This window comes from Neobacillus sp. S1227 (assembly GCF_055385255.1).
On the sequence record NZ_AP038276.1, the window covers coordinates 2,354,412 to 2,377,520 of the forward strand.

At 40.8% G+C, this 23,109-nt stretch carries 21 protein-coding genes, 1 pseudogene and 2 riboswitches; of the genes and pseudogenes, 16 read left to right on the forward strand and 6 right to left on the reverse strand.

Going from position 1 to position 23,109, the window contains the following annotated elements; all coding sequences use genetic code 11:
* Position 1 precedes the first annotated feature (1 nt).
* From ACZ5AE_RS11970 to ACZ5AE_RS11980, 3 genes are read right to left on the reverse strand one after another with little or no spacing between them, the layout of a single operon-like run.
* The gene (locus ACZ5AE_RS11970; protein ID WP_464572537.1) at positions 2-490 is read right to left on the reverse strand and encodes a (2Fe-2S)-binding protein; all 489 of its coding nucleotides are present in this window, start codon (positions 488-490) and stop codon (positions 2-4) included.
* Entirely contained in the window at positions 487-1,326 is an 840-nt protein-coding gene (locus ACZ5AE_RS11975) for an FAD binding domain-containing protein (protein WP_464572539.1), read from the reverse strand. The genes ACZ5AE_RS11970 and ACZ5AE_RS11975 overlap by 4 nt, the downstream gene beginning before the upstream one ends.
* On the reverse strand, positions 1,323-3,668 hold the full coding sequence (locus ACZ5AE_RS11980; protein WP_464572540.1) for a xanthine dehydrogenase family protein molybdopterin-binding subunit: 2,346 nt from the start codon (positions 3,666-3,668) through the stop codon (positions 1,323-1,325). The genes ACZ5AE_RS11975 and ACZ5AE_RS11980 overlap by 4 nt, the downstream gene beginning before the upstream one ends.
* A 249-nt stretch (positions 3,669-3,917) precedes the next feature.
* Between ACZ5AE_RS11980 and ACZ5AE_RS11985 the strand changes: the two genes are divergently transcribed.
* The 7 genes and pseudogenes from ACZ5AE_RS11985 to ACZ5AE_RS12015 all read left to right on the forward strand — a co-directional run bounded on the left by ACZ5AE_RS11985 (position 3,918) and on the right by ACZ5AE_RS12015 (position 10,776).
* The gene (locus ACZ5AE_RS11985) at positions 3,918-5,450 is read left to right on the forward strand and encodes a carboxypeptidase M32 (protein WP_464572541.1); all 1,533 of its coding nucleotides are present in this window, start codon (positions 3,918-3,920) and stop codon (positions 5,448-5,450) included.
* Between the two features lie 289 nt (positions 5,451-5,739).
* A complete protein-coding gene (locus tag ACZ5AE_RS11990; protein WP_464572543.1) occupies positions 5,740-6,519 on the forward strand; it encodes a TerC family protein in 780 nt (259 codons plus the stop codon).
* A 188-nt stretch (positions 6,520-6,707) separates the two neighbouring features.
* Positions 6,708-7,409 (forward strand): CDP-diacylglycerol--serine O-phosphatidyltransferase, encoded by a 702-nt coding sequence (pssA, locus tag ACZ5AE_RS11995; protein ID WP_464572545.1) that lies wholly within the window; start codon positions 6,708-6,710, stop codon positions 7,407-7,409.
* Positions 7,410-7,436: 27 nt separating this feature from the next.
* Complete coding sequence (locus ACZ5AE_RS12000; protein WP_464572547.1) at positions 7,437-7,739, forward strand: iron-sulfur cluster assembly accessory protein; 303 nt, start codon at positions 7,437-7,439, stop codon at positions 7,737-7,739.
* Between the two features lie 119 nt (positions 7,740-7,858).
* Positions 7,859-9,577, forward strand: a pseudogene (locus tag ACZ5AE_RS12005) (ABC transporter ATP-binding protein).
* A 140-nt stretch (positions 9,578-9,717) separates the two neighbouring features.
* Positions 9,718-10,464 carry a Cof-type HAD-IIB family hydrolase gene (locus ACZ5AE_RS12010; RefSeq protein WP_464572549.1) on the forward strand — a complete coding sequence of 249 codons (747 nt, stop codon included), beginning with the start codon at positions 9,718-9,720 and terminating at the stop codon, positions 10,462-10,464.
* 111 nt (positions 10,465-10,575) lie between these two features.
* Positions 10,576-10,776, forward strand: coding sequence for a cold-shock protein (locus ACZ5AE_RS12015; protein WP_464572551.1), 201 nt, complete (start codon positions 10,576-10,578; stop codon positions 10,774-10,776).
* 436 nt (positions 10,777-11,212) lie between these two features.
* Here the strand turns inward: ACZ5AE_RS12015 and ACZ5AE_RS12020 are convergent, their stop codons facing one another.
* Complete coding sequence (locus ACZ5AE_RS12020) at positions 11,213-12,214, reverse strand: nuclease-related domain-containing protein (protein WP_464572553.1); 1,002 nt, start codon at positions 12,212-12,214, stop codon at positions 11,213-11,215.
* A 118-nt stretch (positions 12,215-12,332) separates the two neighbouring features.
* Between ACZ5AE_RS12020 and ACZ5AE_RS12025 the strand changes: the two genes are divergently transcribed.
* The 8 genes from ACZ5AE_RS12025 (at position 12,333) to ACZ5AE_RS12060 (ending at position 19,675) form a co-directional block, all read left to right on the forward strand.
* Positions 12,333-13,172 carry an SDR family oxidoreductase gene (locus ACZ5AE_RS12025; RefSeq protein ID WP_464572555.1) on the forward strand — a complete coding sequence of 280 codons (840 nt, stop codon included), beginning with the start codon at positions 12,333-12,335 and terminating at the stop codon, positions 13,170-13,172.
* Between the two features lie 191 nt (positions 13,173-13,363).
* Positions 13,364-13,831 (forward strand): GyrI-like domain-containing protein, encoded by a 468-nt coding sequence (locus ACZ5AE_RS12030; protein WP_464572557.1) that lies wholly within the window; start codon positions 13,364-13,366, stop codon positions 13,829-13,831.
* Between the two features lie 153 nt (positions 13,832-13,984).
* A riboswitch (FMN riboswitch) is annotated at positions 13,985-14,132 on the forward strand.
* Between the two features lie 151 nt (positions 14,133-14,283).
* Complete coding sequence (gene ribE / locus ACZ5AE_RS12035; RefSeq protein ID WP_464573608.1) at positions 14,284-14,943, forward strand: riboflavin synthase; 660 nt, start codon at positions 14,284-14,286, stop codon at positions 14,941-14,943.
* A 38-nt stretch (positions 14,944-14,981) separates the two neighbouring features.
* Positions 14,982-16,175 carry a bifunctional 3,4-dihydroxy-2-butanone-4-phosphate synthase/GTP cyclohydrolase II gene (locus ACZ5AE_RS12040; RefSeq protein ID WP_464572559.1) on the forward strand — a complete coding sequence of 398 codons (1,194 nt, stop codon included), beginning with the start codon at positions 14,982-14,984 and terminating at the stop codon, positions 16,173-16,175.
* Between the two features lie 19 nt (positions 16,176-16,194).
* Entirely contained in the window at positions 16,195-16,662 is a 468-nt protein-coding gene (ribH, locus tag ACZ5AE_RS12045) for a 6,7-dimethyl-8-ribityllumazine synthase (RefSeq protein WP_213115967.1), read from the forward strand.
* Positions 16,663-16,800: 138 nt separating this feature from the next.
* Positions 16,801-16,991: riboswitch (cobalamin riboswitch) on the forward strand.
* A gap of 136 nt (positions 16,992-17,127) precedes the next feature.
* Positions 17,128-18,423, forward strand: coding sequence for a prenyltransferase/squalene oxidase repeat-containing protein (locus ACZ5AE_RS12050; RefSeq protein ID WP_464572562.1), 1,296 nt, complete (start codon positions 17,128-17,130; stop codon positions 18,421-18,423).
* 2 nt (positions 18,424-18,425) lie between these two features.
* Positions 18,426-19,094 carry a DUF4430 domain-containing protein gene (locus tag ACZ5AE_RS12055; protein ID WP_464572564.1) on the forward strand — a complete coding sequence of 223 codons (669 nt, stop codon included), beginning with the start codon at positions 18,426-18,428 and terminating at the stop codon, positions 19,092-19,094.
* Positions 19,094-19,675 carry an ECF transporter S component family protein gene (locus tag ACZ5AE_RS12060; RefSeq protein WP_464572566.1) on the forward strand — a complete coding sequence of 194 codons (582 nt, stop codon included), beginning with the start codon at positions 19,094-19,096 and terminating at the stop codon, positions 19,673-19,675. The genes ACZ5AE_RS12055 and ACZ5AE_RS12060 overlap by 1 nt, the downstream gene beginning before the upstream one ends.
* A gap of 16 nt (positions 19,676-19,691) precedes the next feature.
* Here ACZ5AE_RS12060 and ACZ5AE_RS12065 read toward each other — a convergent pair whose 3' ends face one another.
* Positions 19,692-21,794 carry a transglycosylase domain-containing protein gene (locus tag ACZ5AE_RS12065; RefSeq protein ID WP_464572568.1) on the reverse strand — a complete coding sequence of 701 codons (2,103 nt, stop codon included), beginning with the start codon at positions 21,792-21,794 and terminating at the stop codon, positions 19,692-19,694.
* 111 nt (positions 21,795-21,905) lie between these two features.
* Here ACZ5AE_RS12065 and ACZ5AE_RS12070 point away from each other — a divergent pair, with 111 nt between their 5' ends.
* Positions 21,906-22,244: a phage holin gene (locus ACZ5AE_RS12070; protein WP_464572570.1), complete on the forward strand. Its 339-nt coding sequence runs from the start codon at positions 21,906-21,908 to the stop codon at positions 22,242-22,244.
* Positions 22,245-22,288: 44 nt separating this feature from the next.
* Here ACZ5AE_RS12070 and ACZ5AE_RS12075 read toward each other — a convergent pair whose 3' ends face one another.
* Positions 22,289-22,966 (reverse strand): DUF421 domain-containing protein, encoded by a 678-nt coding sequence (locus tag ACZ5AE_RS12075; protein WP_464572572.1) that lies wholly within the window; start codon positions 22,964-22,966, stop codon positions 22,289-22,291.
* Positions 22,967-23,109 lie beyond the last annotated feature (143 nt).

Here is a 23,109-nt window from a genome sequence, read left to right on the forward strand (position 1 = left end):
TTTAAGAGGCAGAATCATTTTTGTTATTCTGCAGTACTGTTTTGACCGCATCGCGAATTTCCTGGTATCCTGTGCATCGGCAAAGATTGGATTGCATCCATTCTTCGATGGTTGTATCATCCGCATCTGGATGTTTAGCTGCCAGGGCGTGGCAGTTTAAAATAAAGCCAGGTGTACAAAATCCACATTGAATGGCCCATTTTTCGACAAATATCTTTTGAATGGGCGAATTCATCAACCCTTCTATAGTAATAATCGGTTGATTGACGGTTTCTACTGTTAGAGACAGGCAGGCATGCTGTGGTTCCCCATTAATCAAAACTGTGCACGCCCCACAGTCCCCATTTTGACATGCACTCTTAGCACCCGTTAAGCCAAGCTGTTCCCTCAGTGTTTCTAGCAAGGTATCAGCAGATCGAACCATAACATCTTTTGAATCACCGTTTACATGTAATTTTACGATTGTTTTTTCCGTACCATTTGTGTTCATGCCTTCGCAGCCTCCAAATTATCCAGCATTTCCTTTAGTGTATTTTTTAATACAAATTGGCGGTATGCGGCTGAGGCTTGAGTATCTTCGATAATCTGGGCAGGCAAAAGGGTGAGCGCTTTTTCAATTCGTTCATCAATTGAAAGGGAGGTATCATTTAAAGCAGCCTCCATTTCGCTTGACCGGAAAGGGAATTCACAAATTCCGCTGAATGCCGCCAGGATCTGCTTGTCCTTTTCAACAGCCGCGAGCGAAACAATGGGATATCCTACTTTAGAAATTTTCGTTTTTTTCAGACTGACAAATGGGTGATTGATATTTGCTTTGTTAATAAGTATCTGGACGATGAATTGACTTGGATTTAGCTTTATTTCCGTTTCGAAAATAATGTTTATTGGCAAGGTTATCTGACCCTCATCACCGGCAATTTTTACCTTTGCATCCGCTACTAATAGGGGCAAAAGGCATTCCCGGTAGATAAGCCGGCTGTTCAGATTCCCACCAAGTGTAATTTTATTACGTGAAGTATGGTCAGCCACCCGTTTTATTGTTTGACTTAGCAAAGGATAAAGGTCTGTTTCCGAAATTTTGTTTAATGAGAGGGAAGAGCCGATGACAAGCTCGTCACCCTCAAATTCTATTACATTGCAATCTGGAATTCCTTTTAGGTCAATAACTGCTTCGGTTGTCATCTTATTTACCCTGGAAAAAGTAATGAATTCTGTGCCCCCATTATAATAAATAACGGTCTTACCCTGATTCTGGAGTGATTTAAAGGTCTGAATCGCTTCTTGAATAGAAGCAGGCTTATAATATTCAAATTCATATGGGATCATTTCAGCTTTTCCTCCCGGGTCTTCCAGATCAGTTCGGGGATTAATGGCAAATGATTTAAATCCACTTCGGCAGCAGATGAGAGGGCATTTGCCAAGGCACCGGCCATGCCGATAACTCCATATTCACCAATTCCCCTTGCCCCAAATGGCCCATCAATTGCAGGTGATTCTACGAAATCAACAAGGTATTCTACTGGATGATCGCCAAACCTCATGATTTGATAGGTTCGTAATTGCTTGTTTTGGACTATTCCCTTTTCGTCAAAAATAAACGCTTCATGACTGGCAAAACTAAGTCCTAAATACATGCCGCCCCGCATTTGCTGTGTGGCGGTTGCCGGGTTAATGATTCTGCCGCCGTCGAGCACTGTTACCGCCTTCAAAATTTTGTAGGTACAGTCTTTGGAATCCCATTCCACTTCAACTGCCTGGGCTCCAACTGACCACCAAGGGCCGGGTTTTCCGAAGCCTGTTTCCTTATCCATCGGTGTTAGATGTCTTTGGACATATTTCCCGTGGCCGACTACTTGTCCTTCAACGGTATGGCCATTGGGATATTTATATCCAAGGGCAATATCTTCGATTTTTATGCCATATTCGGGGTTTGGTTTTAAATATACCCGGCCGCCGCCGACTTCTAAATCCTCTGCAGAACATTCCATTGCGATTGAGGCTGTTTTTTTAAGCTGTGAAATGGCATCATCGCAAGCTGCCATAACTGCCCGGCCGGCTAAAAATGTGGTGCTGCTGGCAACTGTCCGCCACTGGTGCGGATCATTTTGGGTATTGACCTCCATTGTGACATGGATTTTGTTTAGTTCCATCTTCAACCTTTCGGCTGCCATTTGCGCAAGGATTGTTTTAGTGCCCTGTCCTAATTCAATCGCGGCACAGTTTAAATTCACACTGCCATCAGATTCAAATGTTAGGATGGCACCTGCCTGCGCATTTGTTGCAGTTGTCGATGTTTTCCAAAAGGTGCTAATGCCCCTTGTGATCACCTTGCCATTCTTGTTTTCAAGGCGCTGCCCTTTATCCCATTGAATTAGTTCCTTCGCCTTTTCCAAACATTTTTCCGCATCGCCAATATTACTCGCTGTAAGGACGGTCTGTGTTGGGGTCGTATTGCCCGGTTTGATAATGTTTCTTTTTCGCAGTTCAATTGGATCGATATTTAACTTTTTGGCAAGCTGGTCTATCGTCCGCTCCACAGCAAAAGTCAGCTCTGGATGTGCGTACCCCCTGAAGGAGGTCGCAAAAGGATGGTTTGTATACATACAATAGGAGTCACACCAAACGTTTGGTATGTTGTATGGACCTGTACAGTCAAGAGCCATGGCCCTCGTAATCCCGGCTGCCTGATCAGTATAGGCCCCTGAATCAATTAAAAAGGTATATTGCCCTGCAATAAGTCTGCCGTTATTATCAGCTCCAAGCGAAATCGTAGCTTCTAAGCCAATATGACAGGGGGCTGTTATCAAATCCTCTTCCCGGTCATACTCTAGTTTAACCATTTTCCCGCCTACCGCCTTGGACGCCAAATAAGCAAGCGGTTCTAATTGAACGGTTCCTTTCCCTCCAAAAGCACCGCCAAGCATGGGTACATGAACGACAACATTACCCACCTCAATATTAAAAAACTGATTTAACACCTTTTTTATCGTATATGGCGACTGGGTGGTGGAATGGACAATAACCTTCCCGTTTGGGCTAATTTCCACTCTTGTGCATCGTGGTTCTAGAGCAGCATGATCTGAAAGGTTAAAAGAATAGGTTTCTTTTATTTTCACTTCACACTTTTCCCAAGCAGTTATGAAATCACCTTTGCGTATTTTGATATGACTCCCGATATTTGTTCCCTGAACAGGGTAAACATTACTGATAATTTTCATGTACTGTCCTGAATTTTCATGGATTAGAGGTGCGCCGCTCTGAAATGCCTCCCTAACGGAATTAACAATCGGCAGTGGTTCATAGTCGACCTTAACAAGGTCTGCGGCTTTTTTTGCCTGATATTCATGATCAGCCACTACAATGGCGATAGGTTCGCCATAATAGCGCACTTTTTCATATGCAAGCGGTGGGCGATCTGCTAGTATCGGGCCAATGTGGTATGGAAACATTTCACCAGTCACAATCGCTCGAACTCCAGATACTTTCCAGGCTTCTGTAACATCTATAGTGTTTATTTTGGCATGGGCATGAGTACTTGTAACTAATTTCGCATGGGCAAGTGCGGGCGATGAATAATCGGCCAGGTATTTGATGGTGCCTGAAGCCTTTTCCAAAGCATCTATTCGATGCTCAGGTTTTCCGACCGACATCCAAATGTTTTCCTGCATATTATATTGCCCTCCTTGGAGTAAGGAAATAAATTTCCATTTATAAGTTCGTAAATATTAAACAATGTTTGTATTTTTCTCCTATTTGTAAAATTTATACAGACATAAAACCGAGGGAGAAAAGAAATAAAATTCATTATGAAAGGGATTTCGAATTTTTTCCCTAACGACCAGTTATCCTTTATAATAAATGGGGATGAACTTGAAACTTTTTCATCAATTGGTAAATAGATACAGGGAGGGGCTAATATGGAACAGAAGGTATTGAAGCCGAAGTTACAAGAGGCATTGGAGAAATTTAAGTTGTTAGATGAAAAAATAACGCATTACTCAAGTATTATCGGTTTGGCTGACTGGGACCAGAAGGTGATGGCACCAAAAAAAGGGAGACACGTTTTTGCAAAGGCAGCCGGCACATTAAGGACTGAGGTTTTTAAATTATCGGTTTCTCCTGAAATGGGTGAACTGCTTACTACTTTAACACTTCCTGCAAATTCCGAAGTCTTAGATGAAGTAACAAAAGCGAAGGTAAGAGAATATAAGGCTTTCTATGGGAAATCTAAAAGCATTCCCGCAGCCATGTTCCAGGACTATTCCGTGCTGACAGGACAGGCAAATGATGCCTGGGAGGAGGCAAGAGCAAATAACGACTTCGGGCGTTTCCTGCCGTATCTGGAAAAGATTGTGGAGTACAAGCGGAAGTTCGCCGAAATATATGGCTATGAGGACCATCCATACGATGCTTTGCTGGATGAATTTGAACCTGGTTTAACCGTAAAAATACTGGATCCGCTGTTTGCAAAGCTAAGAGAATCCAGTGTACGGTTATTGAATCGAATTCAAAAGAAGGGTAAAGCAACAAACTCGGAAATTTTCAGCCAGCCTTTTGAAGTCGAAAAGCAGAAACAATTTAATCGCTATATCCTGCCAATCATTGGGTTTGATATGGAGGCTGGAAGATTGGATGAGACTGTCCACCCGTTTGCACAAACAGTGAATATCGGGGACGTCCGCTTGACGACACGTTATTTGGAGCAAAATGTGCGCTCTGCCTTATTTGGCACGATCCACGAAGCGGGTCATGGCATTTACGAACAGCATATTAATCCGGAATATGAGGAATCTGTACTTCAAAGCGGTGCCTCGTTTGGGATTCATGAATCTCAATCAAGATTTTTAGAAAATATGGTCGGCCGCAGTCTAGAATTTTGGAATTATTTCTATCCAAAGCTTAAGGAAACTTTTCCAGGGCAGCTTGCAAATGTGTCTGTTGATGAGTTTTATCGGGCTGTTAACACAGTTGAGCCATCGTTCATCCGTGTTGAGGCAGATGAGCTGACCTATAATTTGCATATTATGGTCCGCTATGAAATCGAAAAGGCCCTAATCGCTGGTGAAATCGAAGCAAAGGATTTGCCAGCAATTTGGAATCAAAAGATCCAGGATTACCTAGGAATTACTCCGACTTCTGATACGGTGGGGGTATTGCAGGATGTGCACTGGTCGTTTGGCGGCATTGGGTATTTCCCATCTTATTCGTTAGGGAACCTCTATGCGGCGCAAATTCTTAGGAAGATTCAACGGGATTTGCCGGAATTTCATCAGCTTATTGAAAATGGCAGGTTTAATGCGATTCAAGACTGGTTAAAAGAAAACATCCATCAATATGGGAAGCTTTATACACCGAATGAATTAATTGTCAAGGTAACAGGGGAAGAATTGAATGCTGATTATTTAGTGGAATACCTTGAGAAAAAATACTCCTCAGTATATGAACTGTAAAATATTTGTATTCTTAGATCTTACATTGACAACTTTTTAAAAGTTTAATATAGTATTAGTAATAAAATATTTCCTTTTTAAAGGGGAGTAGCTGCTACAATAAAGTCGTCATTCCGAGAATTAATTCTCCGGCTTTATTGGCAACCTGAACGTTGTTAGCAAGACCTTTACTTTACTGTGAAGGTCTTTTTATATGCTTTTTTAGGCCTTTACTGTATTCGGTAAAGGCCTTTTTATTTGGCAAAAGGGTATTTTATCAACCAAAACCTTTTAAAGGAGGAATTGTATATTGGATTTATCTCTATTGTTGGAGTACGGCTGGGTTTTAATTATTTTGGTGGCATTAGAAGGTTTACTAGCAGCAGATAATGCTTTGGTATTGGCGATAATGGTGAAACATCTCCCAGAGGAGGAACGGAAAAAGGCATTGTTTTACGGTTTAGCTGGTGCATTTATCTTCCGTTTTGCTTCTCTTTTCGCCATTTCCTTCCTAGTGGATGTATGGCAGGTTCAAGCCATTGGTGCCCTTTATTTATTATTTATGGCTGGAAATCACATCTTCCGTAAAGTAGTGAAAAGAAAAGCGGAAGAAAAAGTGAAAAAGGAAACTGGTAAAAAAAGCGGATTTTGGACCACCGTGTTTAAAGTGGAATTAGCCGACATTGCTTTTGCTGTTGATTCTATTCTTGCAGCTGTTGCCATGGCAGTTATTCTTCCTAATACACCGCTTCCGAATATTGGCGGACTAGACGGAGGAAAGTTCTTGGTCATCTTTGCCGGCGGAATAATTGGCTTAGTGATTATGCGGTTCGCTGCAAATATGTTTGTTAAACTTCTCGAAAGACGCCCGGGCCTTGAAATTGCCGCATTTGCGATTGTTGGCTGGGTCGGGGTAAAACTGGCTGTCTATACACTTTCACATCCTGAACTGGCAGTATTAAATGAAGATTTTGCCCACTCAACAGAGTGGAAGGTATTGTTTTACTTTGTCTTAGTTGGAATTGCAGCTGCCGGATGGTTCTTCTCTAAAGATAAAGTGTTAAAAACGTCAGAAAAAGAAGCTTCATAATGAAATCATAAAAAGCAGGGCTGTTTCAATACGGAACAGCCTCTTCTATGTTTTTGCAATTTATTTTGTTAAAATATGTTATGATATACTATTGACATAGTAACGTAACCTAATTGATATTAATAAGAGAGGAATGATTTTGAATAAGAGGGTATTAATTTATAATCCCTTTTATTATTCAAATTGGAGTGATACATATTATTAGAAACAGTATTCCAAATTTGTTTACGCTTTTTAATTTATTTTTTGGCTTTTTGTCAGTCATGTATTCGGCCCAGGGGGACTATAAGAATGCGGCCATACTAATCTTAATCGGGATGATGCTCGATAGCATGGACGGACGGATTGCCAGAATACTGCGTGTGGAAAGTGAGCTTGGGAAGGAGCTTGATTCACTCGCTGACATCGTTACCTTTGGTGTTGCACCTGCGATGATGGCTTATTACTCCTACTTTTCTACATATGGCATCATGGGCATGGCGATTTCAGGTTTGTTTCCATTATTCGGAGCTTATCGTTTAGCCCGTTTCAACATTAATGCAGTGAAATCTTCATTAAAGTATTTTACTGGTGTACCCATTACGGCTGGGGGAGGGGTGTTAACGCTGTTAACACTGTTTCACGGCAAAATGCCGTCAATCGTTCTCCCTATCGCTTTTTTTGTAATTTGTTTCTTAATGGTAAGCACTGTTAAAATACCAAGCCTTAAAGATGTTCCTCTGCCCAAATACGGAATTATTGTCACTGCTTTTTTAGGCTGCGCCATTTATTTATTTTTCAAAAAAGAACAATATCGTTTTCCGTACTTTCTTTATGTCGCCATCCCATTATACATCGCGTTTATTTGGTTCCAGCTGGTCAGAGAGAAAAGGAAACGAAATACTCGTTAATCAATTTAGAAAGAGGGTTTAAGAAGAATGAAGGTAAAAGTAAATCGTAGTGCCGCTAAAGAATTGAAAAAAATGCTTGGACAAAAGGAAGCGGAGGGCAAAGTGTTTCGCGTCTATGTTTCCAACATTCACGGCGATCATGCCCATTATGACTTAATGCTGGATACACCAACCGACAAGGACGTAGTGGTAAAATCCGATAAGGATATCGATTTTATACTAGAAAAGGATAATGAATGGTTGGATGGTGTTTGGATTCAATTTTTCCAAGTACCTAACGAAGAGTGGGTAATTACCAACCCATCAAGAGGCGGCCATCATCATCATTAATCATCAAGTAAGGGCCAAAGAAAAGTTTTGGCTCTTTTGTTTTGCCAAAAACCTTGAAATTATTCCTTATTTTCTCATATAATCCTATTACTGTGATTATTAAAGAAAAGGAGACTTTCATGATTTGGCGATTTTTTTCCTATTATAAACCACATAAAAAACTATTTATCTTAGATTTTGGTAGCGCTGTCATTGTAGCGGTGTTAGAGCTTGCCTTTCCACTTGCGGTTCAATGGTTTATTGACGATTTGCTGCCGGGCAGCAACTGGCAAGCCATTGTTTCTGTCAGTATAGGCTTATTAATGCTCTATTTAATAAGTACCTTATTGCAATTTGTCGTGAACTAATGGGGACACAAGCTCGGTATCAATATTGAAACGGATATGAGGCAGGAGCTGTTTGAGCATGTCCAAAAACAGTCATTCCGTTTCTTCGATAATATGAAAACCGGACATATCATGAGCCGGATTACAAACGATCTATTTGACCTTGGCGAACTTGTCCACCATGGCCCAGAAGATGTGTTTATTGCTGTGATGACATTTATTGGAGCCTTTTGGATCATGTTCACGATTAACGTAAAGCTCGCATTGGTAACAGTGCTGGTTCTTCCGTTTTTAATTCTTTTGGTTGTAGGTTGCAATCTAAAAATGAACAAAGCGTGGGAGCAGATGTACTCAAGTATCGCGGATGTCAACGCCCGCGTTGAGGATAGCGTCTCCGGTAGCCGTGTCGTTCAATCTTTTACTAAAGAAGAATTTGAGATTGATAGATTCCGAAAAAACAACCACAAGTATCGGGCTGCAAAACTGGGGGGATACCGGGTTATGTCGTTCAGTTTGTCCGGCATTTACATGATGACGAGACTGATTACGATTATCGTTTTAGTGTACGGCGCATGGCTTAGCTTTACCGGCAGTTTGTCCTACGGGGAACTGGTCGGCTTTGTCCTGTATGTCAATGTTCTTTTTAAACCAATTGATAAAATTAGTGCCATTATGGAATTGTATCCAAAGGGCATGGCGGGGTTTAAGAGATTTATAGAACTGATTGATTGTGCACCAGAAGTGCAAGATGCTGATGGAGCTGTTTCGGTATCTTCATTACGGGGAAATATTGCGTTTTGTAATGTAACATTTCGATATGATTCCCATAAATCAGTGTTGGAAAACATTAATTTAAATATTCGTGAAGGTGAGACGGTAGCCTTTGTAGGGCCATCTGGTGCTGGTAAAACTACTATCTGCTCACTGATTCCAAGGTTTTATGATGTGAGCAGCGGCCGGATTACGATTGATGGTATTGATATTCGCGAGATCAAGAAAAAATCGCTGCGCTCACAAATTGGCATTGTCCAACAGGATGTTTTTCTTTTTACTGGGACTATTCGTGAAAACATCGCATATGGAAAAGAAAACGCTACAGATGGGGAGATTGAGGAGGCCGCACGCCGCGCTCATTTGGAACAGTTTATTGCTTCTCTGCAGGATAGATACGAGACCCAAATTGGCGAGAGAGGTTTAAAGCTATCTGGCGGTCAAAAGCAGCGGCTTGCTATCGCCCGGATGTTCTTGAAAAATCCACCCATTCTTATTTTGGATGAAGCCACCTCTGCTCTGGATACTGAAACGGAAAAGGTAATCCAGGATTCATTAAATGAGCTAGCGCAAAATAGAACAACGCTGATAATCGCCCACCGATTGGCAACCATCCGCAATGCTGACCGCATTGTCGTCGTTACGGAAGATGGAATTGCCGAAGAGGGTACACATGATGATCTGCTCGAAAAAGACGGTATTTTTGCCAGCATTCATCGGGTTCAATATCAACAAACCTAATTATTGTTATCTCCCTGCGAAATTTTGCAGGGATTTTTTTAAGTTACTATTTATGTAAACAACAAAGCCGCCTTCTTTGAAAAGTCGTATACAAAAATGGTAATCTAATGTAATGAGCAGAATAGGAGGGAGTAAGAGGATTGAATAACCATATAGATATTAAATTAATTGCACTTGATATGGATGGGACCTTATTAAATAATCAGCATGAAATTTCAGAGGCAAACCGCAAGGCAATCAAAGAAGCACAGGATAAGGGCGTATTTGTTGTTTTAAGTACAGGACGTTCTTTTTTAAATAGTCATAATCATGCCGATTCTCTAAATCTTTCGTCCTTTTTGGTGACGGTAAATGGGAGTGAGATCTGGGATGAAAAACGCGAACTTGTGAGAAGATCGCTCGTAAAATCTGAACAAATCGAATGGATGATGAAGTTGGCCAATGAGCATAAAGCGACATTTTGGGCAATTAGTACGGAACGAAACTGGCACAATGAAATGCCAGAGGATTTGCATTCGGTTGAATGGATGAAATTTGGTTTTAATATACATAATGATGACGTGCGAGAAATTGTGATAAAAGAGCTAGAGGCTAAGGGTGAATTTGAACTGTCAAATTCCGCCCCATTCAATATAGAGGTAAACGCTTTAGGTGTTAACAAAGCACAGGGATTAAAGCTTGTGTGCGAGCGGCTCGGAATTGAGATGAAAAATGTAATGGCCGTCGGAGACTCCCGTAATGATCTGGCAATGATTAAAGAAGCTGGTATGGGCGTAGCCATGGGAAATGCCCAGGAGATTGTAAAGGAAAATGCTGACTGGGTGACTGCCACTAATGAAGAAGATGGCGTGGCGAAGGCTATTCGCAAATGGGTATTGGATAAATAAAATTTTTTTGCTTGGGTTAGTATATGATGAAAGCAAACAGGTAAAAATAAATGTGCAAGCATTATTTTGCAAAATTTAGTTATGGGATTATGCTAGGAGGCACCGAAAGAAATGGAACATGGTAAGGTAAAATGGTTTAACAGTGAAAAAGGTTTTGGATTTATTGAAAGAGATGGCGGAGAAGACGTTTTCGTTCATTACTCTGCAATTCAAACCGAGGGCTTCAAAACCTTAGACGAAGGACAAGAAGTTACTTTTGAAATCGAAAACGGCCAGCGTGGTCCGCAAGCCGTGAATGTCCAAAAGGCTTAATAACTGTTAAAAAATACAGACTCTTTTATAGGGTCTGTTTTTTATTTCGCAAAAATAAACGGGCTGTTCGCGTTTTGGTGCGCTAACGGCCTTTATTAGTTGGCTTTTTTAAAAAGGTAACTAACGGTTGGGAGTGGGCATGGAGGTTTGCTTAAAAATAGTTAGAATTGGGCCGAAAATTCGTGCGGAAGTTTCCTTTTTAAAAGCAAAATTACAATTTTTTAGAAAAAAGCGCCGTGTTTATTGAGAAAATCATGTAAATACCGATAATCCGGTTATATAAGAAATCGATTTTTCAAGAAAGAAAAAAAATATCAGCGAATTTTTATGATATATCAGCGGATTTTTGATTTTATCAGCGAATTTTAATGATATATCAGCGAATTTTTAAATATATCAGCGGATTTTCAAATTTATCAGCGAATCATACAAGCACCTAATATTTCCAGAAATTTGTTGGGTGAATAAAAGGGATTTCTGTAGGAAAATAGACCCTCGCTTTGTTATCACCCACATATTTGAGATTGGCTGAATGAAGTAATCTACGTGCAAGATCTGGCGAAGATATTTGCGCGAACACCCTAAACTGTTGATTGGTAATACTAGGCCCAAATAATAAAAAACAATCCTGTATAGTGTAAAGATGGGCATTTGGAACAAAGGTATTACAAAATGAACAATACCAATTTTGGTTTTTGCGTTGCATTGGTAAATGTAAACAAATTGGACAATGCACCCCCGGCAACAAATCACCCTGATGTATGTCAAATCTCTTGAGAATTGGCTTTGTTGGAACAGTTTTAAGCTTCAACAAAAGTTTATCAAATTTCCGAAGATCATTTGGGTCAAATATCTCTTGTTTATGGAAATTCTCAAATAACTGCATTTTATGAAGAATACTAGGGGATTTGCAGATGCGCTGCATGACCTTCAATCCATTTCTCCCGGCAAAGGAAAGAATGGCATTAGGATTACTGAAAACTACTAAATATTCGATGGGTAACGGTGGTAAATTGTATTCAGTAAGCACTCTATTAAGGACACTTTGATGCCTTTCTACCTGAAAAATTGGATAGGGGTATGTATATTCTTCACCATTAACTGTTTGAATTAATTGTTCTGAATCTGTGTCAATTAAAATCTTTCCCTTATAATTTTTCACATCTATGATAATTCCGCTTTTGGTAGTTGTAAGGAAGGTATCAATTTGGCAGTTGTACTCTCCGTCGGGAAGGTTCAAATCGTGGAAAATATGGTATTCTTTTTCGGGGAGAGAGTGTAGGTAGAAATCAATCGATTGTTCACCCCGGTATCCGGCCCATCGTCCGGCTAATTCATCTGAAATCAGCTGCCATTTTGGATGGTTTTTCCGTAGACGCCTTACCAAGGCCTCTAAAATAAGAATCATCAGTGGGATAAAGCGTGGTTTTATTATCAAATTCATCACTCCTTTTTAATTTCCCATTAATCTTTCTCAAAAAGAAGAAAATTTCCTGCTGAATTTTGCGGGAATTTGTCAAAAATTTGTTACATTTTTATTTAAGGGGGAGATTATCATGAACGAACCAATTGCAATTGTCACTGGTACCTCAAGTGGATTCGGCCTATTAACTACTCTGGAGCTTGCTCGCTCGGGTTTTCATGTTATAGCGACGATGAGAAACCCTGAAAAAAGCGGTGGACTCCTTTCAGAAGCCAAGAAAGAAAACATCGAAGATAAAATAACTATCCACCAACTAGATGTCACCTCACAAGACTCCATCCATCAACTTACCATTTTTACAGAAAAGCTCGGCCGTATCGACGTGCTGGTCAACAACGCCGGCTACGCTGCTGCCGGTTTTGTCGAGGAGCTCCCGATGGAGGAATACCGCAAACAATTTGAAACAAACGTTTTTGGCGTGATGGCAGTTACAAAAGCCGTATTGCCATATATGCGGCAGCAGCGTCATGGGAAAATCATTAATCTTAGCAGCATCAGCGGCGTTGTCGCCTTTCCTGCAATGTCACCATATGTGGCTTCAAAGCACGCCCTTGAAGGATGGAGTGAATGCCTTCGTTTGGAAATGAAGCCATTTGGCGTCGATGTTGTCCTGGTAGAGCCTGGTTCGTACAGGACCAGTATTTGGTCATCAGGAAAACAAATCACTCGATCCCAACCTGATTCACCGTACTTTAAAATAATGGAAGGTATGGAAGATTACATTCAATCCGGAGAGGAAAAGTTTGGCGACCCACGGGAGGTAGCCCAAAAAATCGCAACAATAGCCAAAATGCAAAAACCAAAACTACGTGTTCCTATTGGTAAAGGTGTTAAAACTGCCATCCTTATTAAAAATCTTATTCCCTGGAACAGATGGGAGAGGATTCTATTAAACAAACTGTCAAAGAGATAAATGTTCGGAAGTTCTTGTGGAATATTTTTGGAATTAATTCCAACATTTAGGAATAAAGTACAGCTATCACTTTGGTTGTTTTTTGACTTTTCTAAAATAATAAATTTTTGAAAAAGTCCAATTTTTTTGGCAGGAATTTAAGGATATTGTGAGAATATTAGAAATAAGATAGAAAAAAGGGGGGTTTTAACATGGATATCCAAGTGGTAGAAAAAGATGAATTGAGAGTAGTTGGAATTTCATGGAATGGAAGTTATTCGCAATCTAGTATTATACCCAAGCTGTTTACAGAGTTAGAACAACGCATAAAGGAGATTTCCTTTAAGACAGAGGAACAGGTTCTGATTGCCCCGTTTCATAGCCGGGAGACGGAGTTTACCTATTACGTTACTGCACCCGTTGAAAAAATTACAGAAATCCCGGAAGGAATGGTTGGCTTTACGATTCCAAGTAAAAATTATGTGGTAACAACCCATAAAGGAAAACTCGAAGAAGTAAAAAATACATATAACCTTTTGTTTAAGTGGATGAAAGAATATGGCTATGAGCAGGATCATCAAGCATTAAGTTTAGAGATTTATAAGGAAGAGCACAAAGAGCAAAATGTCAACGGTGATCTTCATTTTGAAATTTATTTGCCAGTTATGGTTTATAAATAAAGCCCTTTTTTAGCTGATAGAAAAGTATTAATTCAAATACGTCTCTGTCTTTGTCCTGCCGGACTCGCCAATCGGCAGGTTTTCATTTAATTTTGCAGTTCGGTTTCCTTTACAGATACACTTCTGTATAATATTATTAAAATAATTTAACAGTAATTCCTTCGGGGCAAGGTGAAAGTCCTTACCGGCGGTGATGAAGCGCATGCTTCTTAGTCCGTGACCCGGTTAACAATTTCGTTAAACGGTGGATCTGGTGAAATTCCGGAGCCGACAGTTAAAGTCTGGATGGGAGAAGGGAAATAGCAGGATTAAAAATTGGCGAATTTTAGCCTTTTTTAACCCTTATTTTTCTATTGTCTTTAACAGGCCCTGAAGGTGTTTACCACAGGGTCTTTTTGCTTTTTTAGAAGAATCTTAAATCCCTGGAAACCCTAATGAAGGGAGAAAGAATGATGTTTACCGGAATTATTGAAGAGATTGGTACTATTTCGGCTATACAGCGGACTGGTAATTCATTTGTGATGACGATTGAAGCGAAGAAAATTCTCGCCGATGTTCATCTTGGAGACAGTATTGCTGTCAATGGGGTTTGTTTAACTGTCACCTCCTTTACGGGAAACCGCTTTACTGTCGACGTCATGCCGGAAACGGTTAAAGCCTCTAGTTTAAATTCGTTAAAGCGCGGCTCAAAAGTAAATCTAGAAAGGGCAATGGCGGCAGGAGGAAGGTTTGGCGGCCATATTGTTTCGGGGCATATCGATGGCACCGGGGTTATTAAAAGCAAAAATGCGCTTGAAAATGCTGTGTATTATGAAATTGAGGCCGAGCCGGAAATATTGAAATACATCATTTATAAAGGATCCATAACAGTGGATGGGACAAGCTTAACGGTATTTGGAGTGTCCGAAAGCTCATTTACATTATCGTTAATTCCCCATACAATGTCGGAAACTGTGGTCGGGATAAAAGGACCGGGTGAGATTGTAAATTTGGAATGCGATATGATTGGCAAATATGTCGCTCATTTTATGAATAATTACTCGAACAATCAGAAGCCTAAAGGCCAATCAGGTATTACAGCCCAATTTTTAGAAGCGAATGGATTTTTATAAAATCGCATGAAATAACTGAAACAAAGGAGTGATACAGCATGTTTGACAGGATTGAAGAAGCAATCGAAGAATTGAAACACGGGAAGGTTATCATCGTTTGCGACGATGAGGATAGAGAAAATGAGGGAGATTTCATAGCGCTTGCAGAAAAAACAACTCCTGAGGTTATTAATTTGATGGTGACCCACGGGAGAGGTCTTGTCTGTGTTCCGATTGAGGAAGAATTAGCAAAAAAGCTGGATTTAATGCCGATGGTAGCGAACAATACCGACCCGCATGGGACTGCATTTACAGTCAGCATTGATCATAAAAATTCTACAACAGGTATTTCTGCCTTTGAACGGTCAGCAACAATCATGAATTTGATTGATCCTCAGTCAAAAGCTGCCGATTTTAAACGGCCTGGCCATGTTTTTCCGCTTATCGCTAAAAAAGGCGGCGTCCTTAGAAGAACAGGTCACACAGAAGCAGCTGTCGATCTTGCCAAATTATCTGGAGCCAAGCCTGCTGGCGTGATTTGTGAAATCATGAATGAAGACGGTACGATGGCACGGGTCCCGCAGCTTAGAAAAATCGCAGATAATCTGGGGCTGAAAATGATTACGATCAAAGATCTGATTGAATATCGAAATCAGAAGGATAAATTGGTAAAAAGGGAAGTGGAAATCAAGCTGCCGACTGAATATGGTGATTTTAAAGCAATCGGGTATTCCAATATGGTAGACGAAAAAGAGCATGTTGCACTCATTAAAGGTGAAATTGACCCGGAGAAGCCAGTTCTGGTCAGGGTTCATTCGGAATGCTTAACGGGTGATGTTTTTGGATCTTACCGCTGTGACTGCGGTCCGCAGCTCCACGCCGCTTTGATGCAGATTGAACAAGCCGGCAATGGTGTCCTGTTGTATATGCGCCAGGAAGGCAGAGGCATTGGCCTCCTTAACAAAATGAAGGCTTATGAGCTTCAGGAACAAGGCTATGATACGGTAGAGGCAAATGAAAAACTCGGCTTTAAGCCTGATTTAAGGGATTATGGAATTGGTGCACAAATTTTAAGAGATCTTGGCATCAAAAAAATGATGTTATTAACGAATAATCCGCGCAAAATTAAGGGACTAAAGGGATATGATCTGGAGGTAGTCGAGCGGGTACCGCTGCAAATGGAAATGAGACCCGAAAACGAAAGTTATTTAAGAACCAAACATGATAAATTAGGTCATCTGCTTCATTATTAAAAATACGGAGGAATAGAAAATGGGACATATTTTTGAAGGGAATTTAGTTGGTACAGGACTGAAAGTCGGAATCGTAGTTGGACGTTTTAATGAATTTATAACAAGCAAATTATTGTCTGGGGCACAGGATGCTTTAAAGCGCCATGGAGTGAATGAGGCTGATGTGGATGTCGCGTGGGTTCCAGGCGCATTTGAGATTCCATTAATCGCAAAAAAAATGGCTGACAGCAAAAAATATGACGCAGTTATCACTCTTGGTACAGTTATCCGCGGTTCCACACCACATTTTGATTTCGTGTGTAATGAAGTGGCAAAAGGAGTATCCCGCATCACGCTTGACACGGGCATTCCAGTTATCTTTGGGGTATTGACCACAGATTCAATCGAGCAGGCAATCGAGAGGGCTGGTACAAAAGCAGGCAACAAAGGCTGGGAAGCTGCTTCTGGCGCAATCGAAATGGCCAACCTAACAAGGAATTTTGAATAAAGAGAAAACTTAGGGGGCACCTTTTTAGGGTGCTCTCTGCCTGTTTAATTCAAAAAATTGAATATTAAAATGAAAAGAAAAATAAAAAACATGTACAAATGAACCAGTCTTTTACTATAATTATAACAGCATAAAAAAATAATCTTTAAAAAAACTGGTGCTAAAGTCTAAAACAAGACTCTTAGCTTAATAGGGAAGTTGGTTAAAAGCCAACGCGGTCCCGCCACTGTAAATGGGAGCAACCTATACGATGTCACTGTCGCAAAGATGGGAAGACATAGGAAGCAATGACCATGAGCCAGGAAACCTGCCTGTTTTTAAACACAAATGCCTACGTGGATGGGAGAGTGTTAAGCAGGAAACGTCACTCGTTTGTTACTTAGCATACATAACACCTCCTCCTAGCTGATAGGAGGATTTTTTTATGTCAAGTTTTGGGTAAAGATAGAAAGGGAGAGAGAAAAAATGAGAAAAGCAACAAAGTTGATGGTAATTGCGGGTGCACTTGCGCTGGCGGTACCTTACAATGCTTATGCAGCTGAGGATGTCAGCACCCAGATAGCCTCTTCTGCTGAACATGTTCAGGCAGGAGAGCTAAATTCAGATTGGCTGGCAATTACGCTTTCAAAAGCAGGGAAACTTACGACAGCGAACAAGCAGGACTATCTAATGAAGCTGAAAAGCAGGGTAAATGGAACTGATTTAAAAGGAACGGAACTTCATAAAACAATCTTGGCTGTTCGTGCATTAGGGGCAGATCCGGCTAATTTTGAAGGGCAAGACTTAATAAAAATGGCTTACAGTGATACTTCCTTGACCTCATTTACAGCCTATGTTTATGCCTTAATTGCATTAGATAGTGCAGATTACACTATCCCAACTGATGCGTTATGGACTAAGGATAAACTTATTGACAAGATTACATCTATGGATTCAACCGCCGGCGGCTGGAACTGGGCTGGATCAACAAGTGAACAAGCTGATCCGGATACAACAGGAATGGTGTTGACTGCTTTAGGCAAGCATAAGTCAGATGCTGTTGTCAAAGCTGACATCAATAGTGCCGTCACTTATTTAAAAGCGGTTGAAACAGCTAATGGCGGTTTTGATAATTGGGGAGAAAATTCATCTTCAACAGCCCAAGTGGTAATTGGACTTTCCTCTATTGGGGTTGACCCGACTTCGACAGAATTCACTAAGGATGGAAAAAATCCTGTTAACCATCTATTCACCTATGAAATAGGAAATGGCGGCTATAAATGGATGAAGTCTGAAACGGCAGAGAATAGTTTTGCAACAGAGCAGGTTTTTCAAGCTTTAGTGGCTTACGATAAATTTAAATCGGGAGACAAACTTTTTAGTTTTCCATATCAAGCAAATGAGGAGCCTGTACCATCACAGCCCTCTACACCCGCTCCAACACCAACAGTAGTAAACAACAATAATTATGTGACTGTCACACCGACAACAGACGTTTCAAAATTACCTGTCTCAGAGTCAACAAAAGAGGTAGTTAGGGAAATCCTTACGAATAATAATGCCGGCGCAGCAGGATCTACAGGAAAAACATCTTCACAGCCGCAAGTGATTGTCGTCCAGCAGCCAGCGGCAGTTCAAACAGCAGTGAGTGAACCCAAAGTCGAGGTTAAAGTTGAAAAAGAAAGTGGTACCATCAATCCTAATAACCTCAAGGTAGGAGGAACTACCGCATTTATTGGGGCACTGGCTTTAGTTCTTAGAAGAAAGTTCTTGGGGGTGTAACCATGAAAGGCTGGCAGAAAATCATCGGTGATATTGCATCATGGCTTTTGGTTATCGGCGGGATTGGCTATGCTTTATATGGCTATACTCCGGGCAAAACGATTACAACGACAACAACCACCCCTCAGGTTAAACAAGTTCAGCAGGATCAGCAAACCGCTGCTGAAACTGTAGAGAATGTAGAAGGGATTGTTTCTGATGAAGAAGCAACGTCGTCTGATACTGGTGGAAAAAATTCAACAGTAAAAGTAATAACTACTCAGCCTGTAAAACAAACCTCAACGGTAACGCAGCAGCCAGTCAGCAGCTCGGCACCAGCATCTGCACAGGCAGTTGAAAAAAAGCAGGACACAGTAACTGTTTCAATAAAGACGCCTGATGGCTATTTAATTGCGCCTAGAAAAGTGGAAATAAACGAACAAACGAAGGCAGCCGATGTTTTGAAACAAGCTTGTCAAGAAGCAGGCGTTAAGCTTGAAACCACCGGGTCCGGTGCCATGCTTTATACTAAAGGTATCGGCGGGTGGCGTGAGTTTGATAAAGGACCATACAGCGGCTGGAGTTACAGAATAAATGGTGTCAAAGGGGACCGTTCATCTGGTGTTAAGGATGTTAATCCCGGAGATACGCTTGAATGGAATTATGTACTGGATTACAGGGAGGATAAGTGATGGGTAACCCTCTTTCCATTGTTAAGCCCAAGGTCCGGCATCTTTTAACGTTAAGGAACATGACTTTAATGGCGTGCTTAGCAACTTTAAGCATTGTAGGCAGGATTTATATGGGGATGATTCCCAATGTCCAGCCATCAACGGTCATTATTATTTGCTCGGCATTAATTTATGGAGCTCGGTTCGGATTAATTATCGCTATCCTAACCGTGATAGGTTCTAACTTGGTGCTGGGATTTGGGCTATTTGTTTTCATGCAGTTGATCGCATGGGGTACAGTTGCCGTTGTATCGGGCATGATCGGAAGGTTTTATGAAAAAATCCCTCATCTGCTTCTATCCGTATACGCCGGATTTACCGGACTGTTTTTTGGATTAATAGTATCCTTAAACGTCTTCTTCATTGGCGGTCCGGCTGCTTTTTGGGTTTACTACTTAAGAGGGATTCCATTTGATTTATATCATGCGGCCGGCAACTTTTTGTTTTATTTAACCCTTGGTCCAGTGCTGCTAAAGCTTTTACAAAGGCATAAGGAAAAAACATTTCGACAGCATCCAATAGAGATAATAGAAAATAAATAGCACGCCAAACGGCGTGCTATTTTTGCATACTCTGCAGTTTTTGAATCAACGAATCGACCTTTTCGCCAACATTATAAAGTACTTCCTCTAAACCTTTTTTCCATTCAGGTGCTTGTTCTTTTATCGTGTGCCCAATCTTCTTAGCACTTTCATTTAATTCTTTGCCAATTTCCTCAGCCTGGTCTTGTATGTTTTCAGCAGGGTTTGTTTCCCCGGCTAGCTTAGCATTTATGGACACAACATCAAAATTTTCCTTTGGAAGAGAATTTGTTGATGTTCTCATGATTTCTCTAAAAATAGGCACTACATTTGAAGAACTTGAGCTTGGAAGGTAGTGCTGTCGGTCTGTTTGGTCAAAACCAATCCAAATGGCCCCTACCAGATTTGGCGTATAACCGACCATCCACTGATCCTTTGTGCCGTTTATATCAGCAAAAGGAAGCTGTGTTGAACCAGTTTTCCCGGCAATTTGTACTCCCGGGATGCGAGCTTTTTGACCTGTACCAGATTCAACCACATTTAGAAGAATGGAGGTCATTTCATTTGCCACCTTTTTGGAGGTCACCTTGGTTGTTTTAGCTTCCCGCTCAGCGATAATATTGTTTGTTGGACCGACAATTTTTGTAATCAAATGGCTGTCCTGACGCTTCCCGCCATTTGGAAAAACAGTGTAAGCGTTGGCCATCTGCAGAGGGGAAACGCCTTTGCTCATCCCGCCAAGTGCAACCGCCAGGTTTCTATCTTCTTTTTCTACAGGAATACCGAAACGTTTTAAGGTATCAAGCCCCTTGTTTAAACCAACTTGATCCAAAAGCCAAACGGCCGGAACATTTAAGGAGTCTTCCAAAGCCCTATACAAAGGAACCTTGCCCTGATATGTTTTCGTGAAATTTTCCGGCTTGTAATTGCCAAATGTAAGCGGCTCATCAACCAGCTCAGATGAATAAGTGTAACCTTCTTCAAGTGCTGGTGTATAGACAGCCAGCGGTTTAATTGAAGACCCTGGCTGCGCCTTTAATTGCGTCGCCCGGTTAAAGCCCCGAAATACTTGTTCACCGCGTCCCCCAACGAGGGCAAGTACACCGCCTGATGCTGGGTCCATCAAGACTGAGCCGCTTTGGACGATTTCTCCTCCCATTCCTCTAGGAAACAAGGATTTATTAGCATAAACCTTTTCAAGGCCAGCCTGTAAATTTTGATCCATTTCCGTATAAATCCGGTAGCCTCTTGTTAAAATTTCATCCTGCGTTAGGCCGTATCGGGAAATGGCTTCGTTTAAAACAGCATCAACATAATAAGGGTATTTACGCTCAACGAAGCTGCCGCCGCCGTCATGGAGGTTGATTTTTTCTTTTTTAGCCTGGCTGTACTGGGCTGTAGTTATCATTCCAAGTTCCTTCATTTTACCCAACACGACATCTCTACGGTCCATGGCTCCCTTATAATTTTTATAAGGATCAAGATAATTCGGCGCATGCAGGAGACCAGCAATCATTGCTGCCTCGCTAATAGACATGTCTTTAGCATCCTTGTTAAAATATTTCTTTGAGGCATTGCCAATTCCCCAGGCACCGCTGCCGAAATAAACTTGGTTCAGATACATTTGCAGAATTTCGTCTTTAGAATAAACTTTTTCAATTTTAACTGCTAAAAATAATTCCTCAGCCTTCCGTTTATAGGTGCGTTCTGGCGACAGCAGCGCGTTTTTGGTAAGTTGCTGCGTAAGGGTGCTTCCTCCTCCAGTAATCCTGCCGGCGAATAAGTTACCGAAGAAGGCGCGGGCTATCCCCTGAATATCGAAACCGCTATGCTCATAAAATCGCTCGTCCTCGATAGCTACCACCGCATTCGGAACATATTTTGGCAGTTCTTCAATTTTCACACCTTTTGTCCGGTTTGTTGCAACATTTGAAGCAACATTGCCGTTTTTATCATAAACAACTGTCGGCTGGCTTAGGCCTTCCTTTAATGATTGGACATTTGCTCGTGAGGCGAGCCAGCCAAAATATGAAATAGTTGAAAGCACGGCTACTAGACAAATCAACAATAGAATTTGAGTTAAATGTTTCTTTTTCCAGAAACGGACGACTAATTCCCAGATTGGGCGCAGTTTGTCCATAATGATCTCCTAACCTTCGTGTGATTTTTTGCTTCTTCCTATTATAAATATTCAAGTAAAAAAAGACCAATAAAGACGTTTAAATAGAAATCTTTTAATAACAAGACAATCGTGGACAACCAATTCCAATCAAAGCATATGTTAGTAGAAAGATTAATCATTTTTGTGGAAAGGGATGGTATCATGATTAACTGGAAAGTCCGGTTCAAGAACCGGAACTGGGTGATTGCCTTTATCTCGCAGCTATTTATTGTCGCGCAAATAATACTAGGTGGATTAAATTCCTTGGGCATAACTAGTTTCCAGCTTTCGGATGCACTTCAGGATTGGGTAATTACCTTGGCAAATGCTGTTTTTGTATTGCTATCATTGTTAGGAATTGTACAAGACCCGACGACCAAAGGGTATGGTGACAGTACCCGAGCCTTAAATTATAAAGATCCAAATTAACCATAAAAGAGGCCGTCAAGCGAGACAGCCTCTTTTTCTCTGTGTTATGAAATGGTTTGTACAAATAAACCTTCCCCTTCCAGCCATTCAGCAATAAAAATATTCTTGTAGTCCGTGATTTTACGTGAATTTAGCTGAGATGTAAGCCATGCTTCATCATAACCTAAATCGGTAATTTCATCCCATAAGACCTCACCATCCCGTATAATTGTTACGGGCACATAGACAGGCTTGGGAGGCATATTAAAGTCTTCTTGAGTGGTTTTTTGATACTTTGTCTTTTTTAATATACTTAGTGAGCCGTTTGCCTCAAGATAGCAAAAAGCGACTTCACGTATCGAAAAAGTTTCACTTTGCCGGAGCAGGCTTTGCAGCTGATTGATATTCATACGGTTTTTCTTCAATTCCTGCCGGTCCACCACACCGTTTTTTATCAGGGCCGAGGGTTTTCCTTCAACCATGCCGCGAAAGGTTAGGAACTTCTGGGCAAGATATTCGACAGTTATAAGAAGCGCCCCCCAAAGGACCATCGAATATAAAATATAGTAAAAACTGATTTTATCATCATAGATGGCGTTACCGATTAATTCGCCTAAAACAATGGAGGAAATGAAAGTAAAGGGAGTCGCCCTTTTAATAATTTTTCTGCCGATGATTTTTATCCATATAATGAGAAGGACAAAGCCGACAATCAGGTCAGTTGTTATATAAGCCAGTTTCATAATCCAACGCTCCAATCAAAGCTTGTATAATATTCTTTTATTGCCAAGAAAACGTTTGATGAAACATTTCATTATCTGCAATAAATTCTTTACATTTTTCTAATAAAATAGTTTACTAGAAAATATCTAAAAATTTGTGAGGA